18 protein-coding genes are annotated in these 14,481 nt (G+C 67.3%); 4 read left to right on the forward strand and 14 right to left on the reverse strand.

Annotated elements, in window-relative coordinates; genetic code table 11:
• The first annotated feature begins 12 nt into the window (after positions 1-12).
• The gene (locus AC1DSC_RS18025; protein ID WP_278878834.1) at positions 13-570 is read left to right on the forward strand and encodes a flavin reductase family protein; all 558 of its coding nucleotides are present in this window, start codon (positions 13-15) and stop codon (positions 568-570) included.
• 18 nt (positions 571-588) lie between these two features.
• Here the strand turns inward: AC1DSC_RS18025 and AC1DSC_RS18030 are convergent, their stop codons facing one another.
• Positions 589-1,458 (reverse strand): LysR family transcriptional regulator, encoded by an 870-nt coding sequence (locus AC1DSC_RS18030; RefSeq protein ID WP_369664600.1) that lies wholly within the window; start codon positions 1,456-1,458, stop codon positions 589-591.
• 44 nt (positions 1,459-1,502) lie between these two features.
• Here AC1DSC_RS18030 and AC1DSC_RS18035 point away from each other — a divergent pair, with 44 nt between their 5' ends.
• Positions 1,503-2,489: a DMT family transporter gene (locus AC1DSC_RS18035; RefSeq protein ID WP_369664601.1), complete on the forward strand. Its 987-nt coding sequence runs from the start codon at positions 1,503-1,505 to the stop codon at positions 2,487-2,489.
• A 4-nt stretch (positions 2,490-2,493) separates the two neighbouring features.
• Here the strand turns inward: AC1DSC_RS18035 and AC1DSC_RS18040 are convergent, their stop codons facing one another.
• Genes AC1DSC_RS18040 through AC1DSC_RS18065 form a run of 6 tightly spaced genes read right to left on the reverse strand, consistent with a single transcriptional unit; the run spans position 2,494 to position 7,145 of the window.
• Entirely contained in the window at positions 2,494-2,889 is a 396-nt protein-coding gene (locus tag AC1DSC_RS18040) for a c-type cytochrome (protein WP_369664602.1), read from the reverse strand.
• Entirely contained in the window at positions 2,886-3,455 is a 570-nt protein-coding gene (locus tag AC1DSC_RS18045; RefSeq protein WP_062365352.1) for a ferritin-like domain-containing protein, read from the reverse strand. Before AC1DSC_RS18045 ends, AC1DSC_RS18040 begins: the two co-directional genes overlap by 4 nt.
• A 35-nt stretch (positions 3,456-3,490) precedes the next feature.
• Complete coding sequence (locus tag AC1DSC_RS18050; protein WP_278878840.1) at positions 3,491-4,216, reverse strand: RNA polymerase sigma factor; 726 nt, start codon at positions 4,214-4,216, stop codon at positions 3,491-3,493.
• Between the two features lie 45 nt (positions 4,217-4,261).
• A complete protein-coding gene (locus tag AC1DSC_RS18055; RefSeq protein ID WP_369664603.1) occupies positions 4,262-5,095 on the reverse strand; it encodes a nitronate monooxygenase in 834 nt (277 codons plus the stop codon).
• A 24-nt stretch (positions 5,096-5,119) separates the two neighbouring features.
• Positions 5,120-6,637, reverse strand: a complete 1,518-nt coding sequence (locus AC1DSC_RS18060; protein ID WP_026283938.1) for a tripartite tricarboxylate transporter permease — start codon at positions 6,635-6,637, stop codon at positions 5,120-5,122.
• 19 nt (positions 6,638-6,656) lie between these two features.
• Complete coding sequence (locus tag AC1DSC_RS18065; RefSeq protein ID WP_015866396.1) at positions 6,657-7,145, reverse strand: tripartite tricarboxylate transporter TctB family protein; 489 nt, start codon at positions 7,143-7,145, stop codon at positions 6,657-6,659.
• Positions 7,146-7,393: 248 nt separating this feature from the next.
• On the opposite strand from AC1DSC_RS18065, the gene AC1DSC_RS18070 reads away from it, so the two are divergent.
• Positions 7,394-7,810, forward strand: a complete 417-nt coding sequence (locus AC1DSC_RS18070) for a MarR family winged helix-turn-helix transcriptional regulator (RefSeq protein ID WP_018904145.1) — start codon at positions 7,394-7,396, stop codon at positions 7,808-7,810.
• 107 nt (positions 7,811-7,917) lie between these two features.
• On the forward strand, positions 7,918-9,675 hold the full coding sequence (locus AC1DSC_RS18075) for a chloride channel protein (RefSeq protein ID WP_307596047.1): 1,758 nt from the start codon (positions 7,918-7,920) through the stop codon (positions 9,673-9,675).
• An 11-nt stretch (positions 9,676-9,686) separates the two neighbouring features.
• Here AC1DSC_RS18075 and AC1DSC_RS18080 read toward each other — a convergent pair whose 3' ends face one another.
• From AC1DSC_RS18080 to AC1DSC_RS18110, 7 genes are all read right to left on the reverse strand, one after another.
• A complete protein-coding gene (locus AC1DSC_RS18080; RefSeq protein WP_015866393.1) occupies positions 9,687-9,962 on the reverse strand; it encodes a hypothetical protein in 276 nt (91 codons plus the stop codon).
• Between the two features lie 142 nt (positions 9,963-10,104).
• A complete protein-coding gene (locus AC1DSC_RS18085) occupies positions 10,105-10,311 on the reverse strand; it encodes a hypothetical protein (RefSeq protein WP_018904142.1) in 207 nt (68 codons plus the stop codon).
• Positions 10,312-10,413: 102 nt separating this feature from the next.
• A complete protein-coding gene (locus AC1DSC_RS18090; RefSeq protein ID WP_018904141.1) occupies positions 10,414-11,256 on the reverse strand; it encodes an ABC transporter substrate-binding protein in 843 nt (280 codons plus the stop codon).
• 37 nt (positions 11,257-11,293) lie between these two features.
• Entirely contained in the window at positions 11,294-12,028 is a 735-nt protein-coding gene (locus AC1DSC_RS18095; RefSeq protein ID WP_018904140.1) for an amino acid ABC transporter ATP-binding protein, read from the reverse strand.
• Between the two features lie 81 nt (positions 12,029-12,109).
• On the reverse strand, positions 12,110-12,868 hold the full coding sequence (locus tag AC1DSC_RS18100) for an amino acid ABC transporter permease (RefSeq protein WP_015866389.1): 759 nt from the start codon (positions 12,866-12,868) through the stop codon (positions 12,110-12,112).
• 6 nt (positions 12,869-12,874) lie between these two features.
• The gene (locus tag AC1DSC_RS18105; RefSeq protein WP_018904139.1) at positions 12,875-13,576 is read right to left on the reverse strand and encodes an amino acid ABC transporter permease; all 702 of its coding nucleotides are present in this window, start codon (positions 13,574-13,576) and stop codon (positions 12,875-12,877) included.
• Between the two features lie 32 nt (positions 13,577-13,608).
• Positions 13,609-14,361, reverse strand: coding sequence for an SDR family oxidoreductase (locus AC1DSC_RS18110; RefSeq protein ID WP_018904138.1), 753 nt, complete (start codon positions 14,359-14,361; stop codon positions 13,609-13,611).
• Positions 14,362-14,481 lie beyond the last annotated feature (120 nt).

The following is a 14,481-nucleotide window of genomic DNA, read 5'->3' on the forward strand; positions in this document are numbered from 1 at the left end:
GAGGCACCGGCCATGTACTCCTGGGCTCTCATCACGGGCGACGCGGCCGAGACGGTCGATGCGCGCCAGCTGCGGCAGGCGCTCGGCGCCTTTCCCACGGGGGTGTGCCTCGTGACCACCACCACGCCGGACGGCAAGCGCGAAGGCATGACGATCAACTCCTTCGCATCGGTGTCGCTCGACCCGCCGCTGATCCTGTGGAGCATCCGCGACGACACGCGCAGCGCCGATGCATTCCTGGCGACGCGGCCGTTCAACCTCAGCGTGCTGACCGCCGGGCAGCGCGAGCTGGCCTGGCATTTCGCCAAGCCCGCGGCCGACAAGTTCGAGCGCTTCGCCGAAGCCTTCGAGATCGGGTCCAACGGATGCGCTCGGCTCGTCGAGAGCGTCGCGACCTTCGAGTGCTCGACCTACTCGCGCCACCAGGAAGGTGACCACACCATCATCCTCGGCCGCGTGGAGCGCTTCTCGCGGACCGATGTGCCACCCCTGCTTTTTCATTCAGGCCAGATGGGCTCGCTGTGGGAGCTTGCCGAGACCCTGGCGCGGCCGCAGGGCGGAGGCAGTTGATCGCGCCGGTGCCCTCGCCTATGCGGGGCTCAAGGTCCGCACCATCTGCTCGTACATCGCATCCACCGCGGGCGAGCGCAGCGACACCTTGCTGCGCAGCGCCGCCACATCCATCGACTTGAGCCTGGGCAGGTCGAAGCCGCTGGGCAGGTTCTGCAATATCTGCAGGTGGGCCGGAACGCTGCAGCGCGTGAACACGGCGACGGCCAGGCCGCTCTCCACGGCCGCGAGCTGGCCGGCGAGGCTGGAGCTGTGATAGACGATGCGATAGGCGCGCCGCCTGGCGGCCAGGCTTGAGAGCGCGGCAGTTCGGGCCATGCTGCCCGCCTCGTAGACGGCGATCGGCAACGGATTGCGGCGCCAGGCTTCATGCTGCGCCGTGCCCACCCACACCAGCGGTTCGTGGAACAGGAGCTGTCCGCGTTGCGGCTTGTCGCGAGAGACCAGCGCCAGGTCGAGCTCGCCCCGCGCGATCTTGGGAATGAGGGAGGTCGACTGCTCGCAGGTCAGCTCGATTTCCACGCCCTTGTAGCGGCCGGCAAAGCTGCGCAGCACCGGCGTCAGGTAGGTGGAGGCGTAGTCGTCCGGCACGCCGAGCCGCACGCGGCCCGCGAGCTCCGGTCCGAACATGGCGTTCTGCGTTTCCGACTGCAGTTCGAGCATGCGGCGCGCATAGCCCAGCAGCTGCGCGCCCGCCGGCGTCACTTCCAGGTGCCGCGGGCCTCGCAGCAGCACGGCCTGGCCGAGCGCGTTCTCCAGCTTCTTGATCTGCATGCTCACCGCCGACTGCGAGCGGTGGACCAGCGGTGCCGCGGCAGAGAGCGAGCCGGCATCCACCACCGCCACCAGGGCGCGCAGCCAGTCGATCTGGAGATCGGGATATTTCATCGTCGCGCTTCTCATTCGATGTTCGAATGATAGGCCTTCGAACTATGCGCTTTACGCCGCTGTCGCATGGGCGGACGATCGCCTTCATGCAAAAGAAGGCAGTCCAGGTGCACCCCGCGTTCGCGGCGACGCGCCGGCAATCGAAACGGGAGAGCACGGGGCAATGGCTGCTGATTGCCGGCGGCGTGCTGCTCGGCACGATCGGCGTCTTCGTGGAAGAGGCGCACCAGCATCCGCTGGTCACGGTGCTGTTTCGCTGCGCCTTCGGTGCATTGGCGCTGCTCGCATGGGGCTTGGCAACCGGCCGAACGAACGAGCTGCGGCTGCGCGGCAAGAGCGGATGGATCGCCTGCGCGACGGGCTGCCTGATGGTGCTGAACTGGGCGCTGTTCTTCGCGGCGATCCCGCGCATCTCGATTGCGGTGGCCACCATTGTTTTTCACATCCAGCCGGTGTGGATCATTCTCTTCGGCGCACTGGTCCTGCGCGAAGCCGTGTCGCCGCGCCAGTGGGCCGCCACACTGGCCGCACTGTGCGGCCTCGCGCTGACGACCGGGCTTTTCGGCAACATGGCATCGGTGGCCTCATGGGGCAGCGGCTACACGCTCGGCCTGCTCATGTGCCTGGGCGGATCGCTCTGCTATGCCGCGGTGACCATCCTCGCCAATACGGAAAAAGCCATCACGTCCTACGCGCTGGCCTGGTGGCAGTGCCTGATCGGCGTTGTTGTCCTGGCGTGGGTGCCTCTTGTGTTCGGCTGGCCGGATTCGGCGCCCGCCTGGGCGTGGCTCGCGGGCCTGGGCGTGTTGCACACCGGGCTGGCCTACGCCCTTCTCTTTGCGGGCATGGCCCGGCTTTCGCTCGGCAGGATCGCCGTGCTGCAGTTCGTGTACCCATTGACTGCGGTGCTGGTGGACTGGGGTGTGTACGGGCGCCGCTTGAACGGGGTCCAGCTTACGGGTGTCGCGCTGATGGCGGCAGCGCTGTGGACGATCAAGCAGCCGAAGCAGAATGCGGCGGGCGGCGGCTGATGGCTCACTCGCGTGCGCGGCCGCTGCATGGCGGCGCTTCGTTGGCATGCTTGAGGTAGGCGATCAGGTCCGCGCGCTCTGCGGCGTCGGGCACGCCGTCGTAGGTCATGGCGGTGCCGGGCACCATGGCCAGCGGCTTGGCCAGGAAGCGGTCGAGCGTCTTGTCGTTCCAGACGATCTTCGATTTCTTCATGGCCTCCGAGTAGGCGAAGCCGGGCACGCTGCCGGCCAGCCGGCCGAACAGCCCGCAGTGCCGGGGCCCGACGCGGTCGACCGCCAGCGCATGGCAGGCCAGGCAGCGCGCGTAGACCTGCTCGCCGCGCACCGCGTCGGGCACTGCCCACGCGTGCGCGGCCGCGGCCAGTGCGGCGGCCGCAAGGAGCCACCGGCCTGAGCTCATGACATGAAGGCCGAAGGCACGGGCGTTTCGCCGAGTGCCTGCCGCAGCACGGCCCAGTGCATCGCCTCGTCGCCAAGAATGCTCGCAGCCGCCTTCGACAGGTCGCGATTGCCGAACAGCGGCACGGCACCCAGGTACGCGCTCACGGCACCCTGCTCCAGCTTGGCCGCAAAGCGCAGCACGTCGGCCTGCGACTTCAGCTGCTCCAGCGGAAAGCCGTAGCTGGCCTTGGCCGCCACGGCATGGCCGCCGAGCTTGGCGACCGTCTTGGCGAGCAGGTCCGCATGCGCCTTGTGGTGGCCCTGGAAGCTCAGCGCCAGGTCGAGCACGGGCTTCTCGAGCAGCTTGCTCTCGGCCCCGGCCTGGTAGGCCGCAATGGCCTCGAGTTCGGCGGCAAGCGCGGTGTTGAGGATCTGCACGTCGTTGCCGGTGGCGCCGCCGGTCTTGGCGGCCAGGGCATCGCGGCCGGCCAGCAGCGCGACCGCGGCACCGGACAGCACCAGCCCCGACTGGCCGAGGAACATGCGCCGCGCGGCGACGGGAGAAGTCATTTGAAAGAAGGACATGGTTGTTTTCCTCGTAGTGATCGTGGGTAAGAGCTTCAGGGGCGGGGTGATTCCCGCCCGTCGGCCAGGCTCGCCAGCACACGCGCCACGATGCGATCGCAGCGCGCGCCGTCGAATGAAAATGCATCGCCCACCGCCACGTCGATGTCGCGGGACAGGCCTTCGCGCAAAAGGCTGCGCGCGCGGAAGAAGCGGGTGCGCACGGTGGCTTCGGGCAGCGCCAGGGCCGCGGCCGTTTCCTCGACGCTCATTTCCTCGACCGCCCGCAGCATGAAGACGGTGCGGTAGGCATCGGGCAGGCGATCGATGCGGCGCTCCATCAGCCGCCGAAGTTCTTCCCGCATGGCGTGGCGTTCCGGTTGTTTGTCGGGATCGTCGGCGGCGGCCGATTCGGGCTCGTCTTCATCGAAGCCGGGCGCGGCGGCGCCGTCGAGCGGAATCACCTGCGCACCGCGGCGCCGCAGGCGCCCGAGGGCCTCGTTGATCACGATGCGGACCAGCCAGGTCGAGAGCTGCGCATCGTCGCGGAAGCTGCCGATGGCGCGCCAGGCGCGCAGGTAGGCGTCCTGCAGCGCGTCCTCGGTTTCTTCGTCGCTCTTGAGGATGCTGCGCGCCGTGCGGAACAGCAGCTGGTTGTGGCGCCGCATGATGCACTCGAAGGCCGGCGCATCGCCTTGCGCGGCGCGCGCCGCGAGTTCGCGGTCGGAGCCCTGTGCGGGGCTCGCCGATGCGGCAACTGGGGAGGGGGCGGCGTGGGACATGTGTGCTTCTCTTTCCCATTGGATGAAGCAGCCCCGCGCCGCGTTTCAATTATTTTTGCTCGATGGCGCGAGTTCGTCGGCATAGCAGACCGGCGAGGACAGCATCACGCGTTCAGGAAAGCGCAGTGCCCGGCCCCGCAGCGAGGCCGCCGCGTCCGATGCGAGCTGGTGCAGGCGCCTGCTGGCGCTGGCGATCTTCTCCAGCGGTGCCGTGCCTTCGGCCTCACCTTCGCCCTCGCGCGCCTGCAGGGCCGCGGCACCCAGAACGGCGCCCTGCGCGCCCGCAGCCAGCGCGGCGGCAATGTCCGCCCCATCGGCAATACCGCCCGCGGCGAGCACCGGAACCGACGCCAGCACCAGCACATCCGCAAGAATGGCAGCCAGCGGCTGCGCACCGCGCACGGCGTCGCCGGCCTCCCGGCCCTGCACGATCAGGATCTGCGCCCCGGCGCCTTCTGCTTCGCACGCGCCGCTGACCGATGACACCTGGCAGGCCACCACCACCCCGGCTTCGCGAAGCTGCCGCACGGCGGTCCTGGACAGCGCGCCGAGCAGCCCGGCCACCGGCACGCGCAGTTCGATGCAGGCAGCAATCTGCGCGTCGAGCAGCGCCGGCTCCGTGGCGGCCGGATTCAATTCAGCGCCGAAGTGCCGGTCCGTGTGCGCCCGCACCGCCAGCACCTCTTCGCGGAGGCGCGCAGGCGGCGCCTCCGACGTGCCGAGAAAGCCGAAGCCGCCGGCCTGCGTCACGGCCGCGACCAGTTCGGGGTCGGCCGCGCCGGCCAGCACCAGCGGGAGGCTGCACTTGAGCAGCTCGCACACCGGCCGGTGCAGCGCCGCGGCGGATTCGGGCGCCGAAGCCTGGCGGGAACTGGACATGGGCGGCTCCTTGTCTTGCCTTGGCTAACCTGCTTCCTCGACAAACGCCTCTTCGCGCTTCGATCTGATCGAGGGCAGGAGCACGATCAGCAGCAGCGCGACCGCGCCCGCCAGCAGCCCCGCGGAAATCGGCCGCGAGACGAACACGCTCCAGTCGCCGCGCGAGAGCAGCAGCGCGCGCCGCAGGTTCTCTTCCATCATCGGCCCCAGGATGAGGCCGAGCAGCAGCGGCGCCGGCTCGCATCCGAGCTTGATGAAGGTGTAGCCCACGACACCGAAGATCGCCACCAGCCAGATGTCGAACACGTTGTTGTTGGTCGAGTACACGCCAATCGCGCAGAACAGCACGATCGCCGGGAACAGCCACCGGTAGGGAATGGTCAGCAGCTTGATCCACAGGCCGATGAGCGGCAGGTTCAGGATCACCAGCATCAGGTTGCCGATCCACATCGAGGCGATCAGCCCCCAGAACAGCTCCGGGTTGCTGGTCATCACCTGCGGGCCCGGCTGGATGTTGTGGATCGTCATGGCGCCGACCATCAGCGCCATGACCGGGTTGGGCGGAATGCCCAGCGTCAGCATTGGAATGAAGGAGGTCTGCGCACCCGCGTTGTTTGCGGCTTCGGGCCCGGCCACGCCGCGGATGTTGCCCTTGCCGAAGGGCACTTCGCCCGCCTTGAGCTTGATCTTCTTTTCGAGCGTGTAGGCCGCAAAGGCCGACAGCGTGGCGCCGCCGCCCGGCAGGATGCCCAGCGACGAGCCCAGCGCGGTGCCGCGCAGCACGGCCGGAAACATGCGCTTGAAGTCTTCCTTGGTGGGCATGAGGCCCGTGACGCTGGCCGTGAAGACCTCGCGCTCGTCCTCGGGCCGGGCCAGGTTGGCAATGATCTCGCCGTAGCCGAACACGCCCATGGCGATCGCGATGAAGCCCAGGCCGTCGGTCAGTTCCGGAATGTCGAAGCTGTAGCGCGCCACGCCCGAATTCACGTCGGTGCCGACCAGGCCCAGCAGCAGGCCCACCATGATCATGCAGATGGCCTTGAGCAGCGAGCCCGAGGCCATCACCACCGCGCCGATCAGGCCCAGCACCATGAGCGAGAAATACTCGGCCGGGCCGAACTTGAAGGCGATCTCGGTCAGCGGCGGCGCGAACGCGGCAAGGATCAGCGTGCCCACGCAGCCCGCGAAGAACGAGCCCAGGCCCGCGGCCGCGAGCGCCGGTCCGCCGCGCCCCCGCTTGGCCATCTGGTGGCCGTCGATCACCGTCACCACGGACGACGATTCGCCCGGCAGGTTGACCAGGATGGCGGTGGTCGAGCCGCCATATTGCGAGCCGTAGTAGATGCCCGCGAGCATGATGAGCGCGGCCACGGGCGGCAGCGCGTAGGTGGCCGGCAGCAGCATGGCAATGGTGGCCGTCGGGCCGATGCCCGGCAGCACGCCGATCAGCGTGCCCAGCAGGCAGCCGATGAACGCATAGACCAGGTTCTGCAGCGTCACCGCGGTGGAAAAGCCGAGCGACAGGTGGTTGATCAGATCCATCATGGGTGGTGCCTCGCGCTCAGCCGGTGATGAAGGTGGGCCACACCTGGAACTGCAGCTTGAGTCCCACGATGAAGGTCAGGTAGCTGCCGATGGCCAGCACGGTTGCCAGCACCAGCGACAGCTTCATCGAGAAGTTGGCACCGGCCATGCAGGCCACGATCACCAGCGCATAGATGGCGAGGATCAGGCCCATGGCCGGCAGGCCGATGCTGCGCAGGCCCGCCAGCAGGATGCCGAACAGCAGGTTGGCGCCGATGATGAAGCCGAGCGGCTTCCATGCGATCTTTCCGACCGGCTCGCCGTCGGACGTGGGGCCCGTGAACGCGGTGGCAATCACCACCAGGCCCAGCAGGGTCAGCAGCACGCCCACGATCAGCGGGAAGTAGCCCGGCCCCATGCGGGCCGCACTCCCGACGTTGTAGTTGGCGGCGCCCAGCGCGAACGCCGCGCCGACGCAGGTGAACATGATGCCCGAGAAGAAGGTCTTCTGGCTCTTGATCTGCATACGCAATCTTTCTCTCTCTCGAATGGAATGGATACGGCAACCCGCACTGATGCACGGGCAACGGCAGCGGACAACGGGGAAGTGCGCGCGGCATGCCGAGAAGGCAGCCGGCATCGCACAGGTCAGGTTCAAGTCAGATGCATCATGTTATGAGGTTTATTGCATCACATTGTGAGTAATTACCCTGCGTCGGAATCGGGCCGGCTGCTACATTGCTTTCCGTTCGCACAATCATTCTTGGAAAGTTCATGGCCAGCCAACGGGGATCCATCGAGAAGCAGCACTTCGAGGCACTGTCCGACTTCAGATTCAGGCTGCGCAGCTTCCTTCGCTTCAGCGAAGACGCGGCGCGGGAGGAAGGCATCACCGTCCTTCAATACCAGTTGATGCTCCACACCCAGGGCTTTCCCGGCCGCGAGTGGGCCACCATCAGCGAGATCGCCGAGCGACTGCAGGCCCAGCACCACGGCGTGGTCGCCCTGGTGTCGCGCTGCGAGGAGGCCGGCCTGGTCAAGCGCAAGCCCAGCCATGCGGACCGGCGCCAGGTCGAGGTCCATCTGCTGGCCGCGGGACGCAGGAAGCTGGAACGGCTCGCGGTGCTGCACGCGGACCAGGTGGCCGAACTGGCCAAGGTGGTGGCGCTCGCCAGCAAGGGCGGCGCCTAGCAGGCCGCTGCGGGTTTCTCAACGCAGGGGGCGAACCGAATATGTCATGAAATGATATATTCGAGGGCTGGCCTCGGATGAGGCAGATCGACTCTTCCCGAACAGCCATGACTCCAGTCCCCCACCCGCCCCGCGGCGACTTCGCCCTCAATGCGCGCCTGCTGCGCATCACCGTCATGGCCATCGTGGTCGGGGCGGTCAGCACCGTGGCCGCGCGCGTGCTGCTCGACCTGATCCGCTTCTTCACCAACCTGTTCTTCTTCCAGACCTTCTCGCTGGCGGACCGCTCGCCGGCCGGGCACACGCTGGGCGCCTGGGTCATTGCGGTGCCGGTGATCGGCGGGCTGATCGTGGGGCTGGTCGCACGCTACGGTTCCGACAAGATCCGCGGCCACGGCATTCCCGAGGCGATCGAGGCGATCCTGTTCGGCAAGAGCAAGATGTCGCCGAAGGTGGCGCTGCTCAAGCCGCTGTCCTCGGGCATCGTGATCGGCAGCGGCGGCCCGTTCGGCGCCGAAGGGCCGATCATCATGACCGGCGGCGCCATCGGCTCGCTGATCGCGCAGCACTTCCATCTCACGGCCGCCGAGCGCAAGGCGCTGCTGGTGGCCGGCGCCACCGCGGGCATGACGGCGGTGTTCGGCACGCCGGTGGCGGCCGTGCTGCTGGCGGTGGAACTGCTGCTGTTCGAGCTCCGGCCGCGCAGCCTGCTGCCGGTGGCCGTGGCCTGCGCGGTGGCGGGGTTCACACGTCCGCTGCTGATGGATGCCGGCCCGCTGTTTCCGCTGCAGACCGCGGTGCCCGGCCCGCTCGCGATGCTCTCGTGCGTGGCCGCGGGGCTTCTGTGCGGCGCATTGTCGGCCTCGCTCTCGATCTCGCTCTACAAGGTCGAAGACCTGTTCGGTAAGCTGCCGATCCACTGGATGTGGTGGCCGGCGATCGGCGGCCTGGCGGTGGGCATCGGCGGCTACTTCGAGCCGCGTGCATTGGGCGTGGGCTACGACGTGATCGGCGATCTGCTGCACAACCACCTGGCGCTCGGCGTGGTGGCCGCGCTGCTCGCGGTGAAGGCGGTGATCTGGGTCATCTCGCTGGGCTCGGGCACTTCGGGCGGCGTGCTTGCGCCGCTCCTGATGATGGGCGCGGGCCTGGGCGTGGTGCTCTCGCACGTGCTGCCCGGCAACGACCCGATGCTGTGGCCGCTGGTCTGCATGGCCGCCACGCTGGGCGGCGTGATGCGCGCACCGCTCACCGCCACCATCTTCGCCTTCGGGCTCACGCACGACAGCAATGCGCTGCTGCCGCTGCTGACCACCTCCGCCGTGGCCTATGGCTTCACGGTGCTGACCATGCGCCGCTCGATCCTCACCGAGAAGATCGCGCGCCGCGGCTATCACATCTACCGCGAATACGGCGTCGATCCGCTCGAGCGGCACTCGGTGGAAGAGGTCATGACGCGCGAGGTGCGCAGCATCGACGCGGCCCTGCCGGTGGCGCGGGCGCTGTTCGAGCATTTCGGCGACGGCCAGGCCCACCGTGCGTTCCCCGTGGTGCGCAACGGCGCGGTGATCGGCGTGGCGGACCGCGCGATGCTGGCCGCGTGCGGCACGCGCGATCCCATTGCCACCGTGGGCGACGCATGCGCCGACGTGCCGCTGTTCTTTGCGCTGCCGGGCGAGAACTGCCGCGCGGTGGCCACGCGGCTCGCGCGCCATCGGCTCGAGCGGCTGCCCGTGGTGAAGGACGCGCAGTCGCTGGTGCTGGTGGGCATCGTGGCGCGCAGCGACCTGATCAAGCCTTCGCTCGCGCACTTCGACGAGGAAGAAAAGCGCGAGCGGATGCGCGGGCTGCCGTGGCAGGCCTGATCCTGCAAGCCCTACATCAATCGCAATCCGCGCGCGAACTGCATCGAGGTCTTCACGAACTTGGGGGCGTCGCTCATCTGCGCGAGCTCGGCGAGGCCTTCCTCGGTGATGCGCCTCACCGTCGCAATGCGCGATGCGGCATCCCGGCCAGCGGGCCTCACGGGTGCGAACTCGGCCTCGATCAAGCCCGTGGCCACGAGCACCGAGACGATCCGCACTTCCTCCGGAAGCGCGACTCGGACAGGCAGCAGCGTGTGCTGGAGCCTCAGCAGGAACAAGAGCGGCATTCAGTCCTCCGATTGCCGGCGTTTGTTCGACCCAAAGAATGCCGGCTTTTCTTGGTCTGGAAAATGTAGCCTTAAGTACCCTTTCCTGCATCTGGCCACACGGCATAGCCCGTGCGCGCGAGGCGGCGGGGCGAAGCAAAGCTCAGCGCGGCGTCACGAGGTCCCGCCGCAGGCTCCAGATGCAGGCCCCGAGGCGAAGCAGTTCCTCGACCCGGCGGTCGTGGAACGGGCTTTGTGCATCCTCCTGGGCGATGAGAGCGGCGATGTGGTCGAGGGCGTCGGCAGGCGTAAAGCCGAGGCCGGCGCGCGCCATCTCGATCACGGTCACCAGGGCCTTTGTCTTCTCCATGCGGAAATGATGCCCAAGAAACGCGCAAAAACAATACGCAGTTTCGTTTTAATAATTAGTTCTTATAACTAGTTGGGTGCGCTGGCGGCAAGGTGGATGCTCTCAGGGCAGGAGTTCGAACTTGAGGTCGGCCAGCGGCGTGACCTTTTCTTCGCGCACCATCTTGTATTCGGTGTTCGGGCCGAGCCACTTGGCCCAGATCTTGTCGAGCTCGCCCGACTTCTCGAGCGCGTAGAGCGCGCCGTTCACCTTGGCCAACAGCACCGGCTCGTCCTTCTTCATGCCGATGCCGATGGGCTGCAGCACCATCGGCTCCTTGATCATCTTGAGCGCCACGCCCTCGGTCTTCGATTGATTGACCAGTTTGGTGATGGTCATGGTGTTCGCGACCATGCCGACCGACTTGTTCTGCTGCACCGCCATGAAGGCCGAACCGGTGTCCTGGAAGGTCACGGGCTCCGAGCCGTTCATCTTGATCGACAGCTCCGAGGTCGATCCCTTGGTCGAACTCAGGCGCTTGCCCTTGAAGTCGGCCTTGGCGGCACCCGGGTCGGAGGCTTTCACCGCGAGCATTTCCTTGGCCACGTAGTACGGGTCGCTGAACTGGATCTGCTCGCCGCGGCTCTTGGTGTAGGCCAGGTTGGCAATGGTCACGTCGACGCGCCCGAGCTTGACCTCGGGCACGCGCGCTTCCACCGAGAGCGGCGTGACCTTGGCCGTCAAGCCGAGTTCCTTGGCCAGCGCGTGGCACAGGTCGACGTCGTGGCCCACCATCTCGCGCGTCTTCGGATCCGGCGCGGCGAAGGGCGGAACGTCGGCGAAGGTGCCGCAGCGCAGCTCCTTGCGCGCGCTGATGTCGCTCCACTGGTCGGCATGCGCCAGCAGAGAGGCGGCGCAAAGACAGGTTCCGATCGTGGTGAGGCGGAAGACGTTTCTGTTCGACATGGTGAGCTCCTGAGGAGATGCTGGGGGAAGAAAAAAATCAGTGCGCGCGCAGGTCCGACAAGAAGCGCTGCGCACGCGGATGCTGCGGACTCTTGAAGAAGGCCTCGGGGTCGGCCTTCTCGAGGATGCGGCCCGCGTCCATGAACCAGACGCGGTCGGCCACCTCGCGGGCGAAGTTCATCTCGTGCGTGACGCACATCATGGTCATGCCGTCGTGGGCCAGGCCGCGCATCACCGACAGCACTTCGCCCACCATCTCGGGGTCGAGCGCGCTGGTGGGCTCGTCGAACAGCATCGCAGGCGGCTCCATGGCCAGCGCGCGCGCAATCGCCACGCGCTGCTGCTGTCCGCCCGACAGCTGCGCCGGGTAGGCGCCTGCCTTGTTCGACAGGCCCACGCGCTCGAGCAGCTGCGCCGCCCTCGCCTTTGCGTCGGACCGCTTCACGCCCAGCACCCGCATGGGCGACAGCATGATGTTCTCCAGCACCGAGAGATGCGGAAACAGGTTGAAGCTCTGGAACACGAAGCCGATGCGGCTGCGCAGCTTGTTGAGCGCCGCGCTGCTCATGGGCGCGTGGATGTCGTGGCCGTCGAACAGCAGTTGGCCCGACTTCACTTCCTCCAGCCGGTTGACGGTGCGGATCAGCGTGGACTTGCCGGAGCCCGAAGGGCCGCAGACCACCACCACCTCGCCCTTCTTGACCTCGGCGTTGACGTCGGCGAGCGCCTGGTAGTCGCCATACCACTTGTTGATGTTGGAGAACAGGATCATGGTGTCATCCCCTGCGGGGTGTGGAACGGGGTTCATGGCGCTGTCTCCTGGTCTTGTGGTCGATGGCCGTCGAGCGCGGCCTCACGGGTTTGCTGCCACCGGCGGCGGCAGCGAAACACCGTCTTCGGATGTCTTCACGGAAGCTGCACCGAGCCGCTTGTGGGCAATGCGCCGCTCCAGCCACTGCGCGAGCTGCGTCAGGCTGAAGCAGACGACGTAGTACGTCATCGCCAGGATGAAGAACACCTGGAACGGCTTGGTCAGCAGCTGGTTGTTGATCTGGTTGGCCGCGAAGGTCAGCTCCTGCACGTTGATGACGTAGCCCAGCGTGGTCTCCTTGATGGTGGAGATGAACTGGCTCAGCATGCTCGGCAGCATGTTGTAGAGCGCCTGCGGCAGGATCACGAACCACATCGTGCCCAGGTGGCTGTGGCCGAGCGCGCGCGCCGCTTCGGCCTGGCCCTTGGGCAGCGCCTGGATGCCGGCGCGCACCACCTCCGACAGGTAGGCGCCCTCGTAGATCACCAGCGTGCACAGCATGGTGGTGAAGCCCGACACATCGCGCCCGATCAGGATCGGCACCAGGAAGTAGACCCACAGGATCACCATGAGAAGCGGCACGCCGCGCACCACGTAGACCAGCACCGTGGCCGGCCAGCGCAGCAGGCGCCAGGGCGACAGCCGCGCGAGCGCCAGCAGCACAGACAGCGGAAACGCCAGCACGATGCCCAGCACCGACAGGATCAGCGTGGCGACGATGCCGCCGAGCGGCCCGCTGGGGTACTGGCCGACGAGCAGCAGCAGCCAGTTGTCGCGCAGGATTTCAAAGACGCTGAACATGGCCTCTTACCTCGCTTGGGCGATGCGGTAGCGCCGCGACAGCCAGCCGCCGACGGCCATGATGAGCAGCGAGCACACGAGGTACAGCACCGTCGCCATGCTGTAGGCCTCGAAGGTGCGGAAGCTCTGGCTCTCGATCTCCTTCACCGCGTGGGTCAGCTCGGCCACGCCGATGGCCATCGCCAGGCTGCTGTTCTTGAACAGCGACACGCTGTGGTTCACCAGTGCCGGCACCGCGTTGCGGATGGCCTGCGGCAGCATCACGTGGCGCATCGAACCGATGTAGCCGTGGCCGAGCGCGCGCGCGGCCTCGGCCTGGCCGGGCGGGATGGAGCGCAGGCCCGAGCGCATGTCCTCGCTGAAGTAGGCGGCCTGGCAGAGCCCGAGCGCGACGATCGAGAGAATCGTCTCCGCGTTGTGCACCGACAGCCAGCCCTGCAGCGCATCGGGCAGCAGGCTGAAGATGCCGAAGTACCAGAGCATGAGCTGCACCAGCGTGGGCACGTTGCGGTGGTACGAGACATAGCCCATCACCACACGCTCGGCCAGCCGGCTCGGCATGAGGCGCACGACCAGCAGCACGACCGCCATGGCCATGGCCAGCAGCCAGGAGCCGGCCGCGATCTTCAGCGTTTCCTGCAGGCCGTGCAGCAGCATCGCGCCGAACTCCGGCTTCAGCAGGATCGCGAGCAGGTCGAAGTCCTTCATGTGCTGCTCCTTGGCGTGGCCGTGCGGGGCGTTCAGGCCTGCGGCGCTTCCGGGCGCGCGGTCGAGAGTCCGCCGGGCACCTGCAGCGTGGGCGTGATTTCCATGTGGCCCACGTTGACCGCGATGGGCGCCGCAATCGCGAAGGCGATGGCATTGGCGATGTCCTCGGCCTGCGGCAGCTCGTAGCCTTCGACGAAGCGCTTGTGGGTTTCTTCGGAGTCGCCGTGCACGTGCGCGAAGATGTCGGTGGCCACGCGCCCCGGGCAGATCTCGGTCACGCGCACGCGCTTGCCGAAGACGTCGATGCGCAGCTGGCGCGACAGCATGCTTACGGCCGCCTTGGTCGCGTGGTAGGTGCTGTTGCCGCCGAAGTTGTAGGCCGCGGCAATGGAGCTGATGTTGATCACGTGGCCCCGGTCGCGCGCGGCCATGCCGGGCACCACGAGCCGGCACAGGTGCAGCACGGCGCGCAGGTTCACGTCGACCAGCAGGTCGATGCCCTCGGCATCGGCCTTGAGGATGGAGCCGGGGCGGTCGACGCCGGCGTTGTTGACCAGCACGTCGAATGCCACCTCCTGCGTGAGGCGGGTGATGCCGGCGAGGTCGCTCACGTCGATGGCATGCGGGATGCAGCCGGTGCGCGCGGCCAGTTCGGCCAGCTTGCCGGCGCTGCGCGCCAGCGCGTGGACCTGGAGGCCTTCCTTGCAGAGGCGCTCGACGACGGCGGCACCGATGCCCGAGGAGGCCCCCGTCACCAGCGCGGTCTTGTAGTCGGAGAAGGGCATCTTTGTTTCTTTCGTGGAACTGGAGATCGCTGCGTTGAATTCACTGTATCGAGCGCTTCTTCGCGGCGCCAAGACGGATTGGCTGTGGAGCGATAAGCCGCCCTTATGTTGCCCCGTGTT

The organism is Variovorax sp. 01N425 (genome assembly GCF_056399465.1).

Bases quoted from the DNA above. Each gene is read 5' to 3' on its own strand.
- AC1DSC_RS18025 (WP_278878834.1), top strand. From the start codon at position 13: ATGTACTCCTGGGCTCTCATCACGGGCGACGCGGCCGAGACGGTCGAT.
- AC1DSC_RS18030 (WP_369664600.1), bottom strand. From the start codon at position 1,458: ATGAAATATCCCGATCTCCAGATCGACTGGCTGCGCGCCCTGGTGGCG.
- AC1DSC_RS18035 (WP_369664601.1), top strand. From the start codon at position 1,503: ATGCGCTTTACGCCGCTGTCGCATGGGCGGACGATCGCCTTCATGCAA.
- AC1DSC_RS18040 (WP_369664602.1), bottom strand. From the start codon at position 2,889: ATGAGCTCAGGCCGGTGGCTCCTTGCGGCCGCCGCACTGGCCGCGGCC.
- AC1DSC_RS18045 (WP_062365352.1), bottom strand. From the start codon at position 3,455: ATGTCCTTCTTTCAAATGACTTCTCCCGTCGCCGCGCGGCGCATGTTC.
- AC1DSC_RS18050 (WP_278878840.1), bottom strand. From the start codon at position 4,216: ATGTCCCACGCCGCCCCCTCCCCAGTTGCCGCATCGGCGAGCCCCGCA.
- AC1DSC_RS18055 (WP_369664603.1), bottom strand. From the start codon at position 5,095: ATGTCCAGTTCCCGCCAGGCTTCGGCGCCCGAATCCGCCGCGGCGCTG.
- AC1DSC_RS18060 (WP_026283938.1), bottom strand. From the start codon at position 6,637: ATGGATCTGATCAACCACCTGTCGCTCGGCTTTTCCACCGCGGTGACG.
- AC1DSC_RS18065 (WP_015866396.1), bottom strand. From the start codon at position 7,145: ATGCAGATCAAGAGCCAGAAGACCTTCTTCTCGGGCATCATGTTCACC.
- AC1DSC_RS18070 (WP_018904145.1), top strand. From the start codon at position 7,394: ATGGCCAGCCAACGGGGATCCATCGAGAAGCAGCACTTCGAGGCACTG.
- AC1DSC_RS18075 (WP_307596047.1), top strand. From the start codon at position 7,918: ATGACTCCAGTCCCCCACCCGCCCCGCGGCGACTTCGCCCTCAATGCG.
- AC1DSC_RS18080 (WP_015866393.1), bottom strand. From the start codon at position 9,962: ATGCCGCTCTTGTTCCTGCTGAGGCTCCAGCACACGCTGCTGCCTGTC.
- AC1DSC_RS18085 (WP_018904142.1), bottom strand. From the start codon at position 10,311: ATGGAGAAGACAAAGGCCCTGGTGACCGTGATCGAGATGGCGCGCGCC.
- AC1DSC_RS18090 (WP_018904141.1), bottom strand. From the start codon at position 11,256: ATGTCGAACAGAAACGTCTTCCGCCTCACCACGATCGGAACCTGTCTT.
- AC1DSC_RS18095 (WP_018904140.1), bottom strand. From the start codon at position 12,028: ATGATCCTGTTCTCCAACATCAACAAGTGGTATGGCGACTACCAGGCG.
- AC1DSC_RS18100 (WP_015866389.1), bottom strand. From the start codon at position 12,868: ATGTTCAGCGTCTTTGAAATCCTGCGCGACAACTGGCTGCTGCTGCTC.
- AC1DSC_RS18105 (WP_018904139.1), bottom strand. From the start codon at position 13,576: ATGAAGGACTTCGACCTGCTCGCGATCCTGCTGAAGCCGGAGTTCGGC.
- AC1DSC_RS18110 (WP_018904138.1), bottom strand. From the start codon at position 14,361: ATGCCCTTCTCCGACTACAAGACCGCGCTGGTGACGGGGGCCTCCTCG.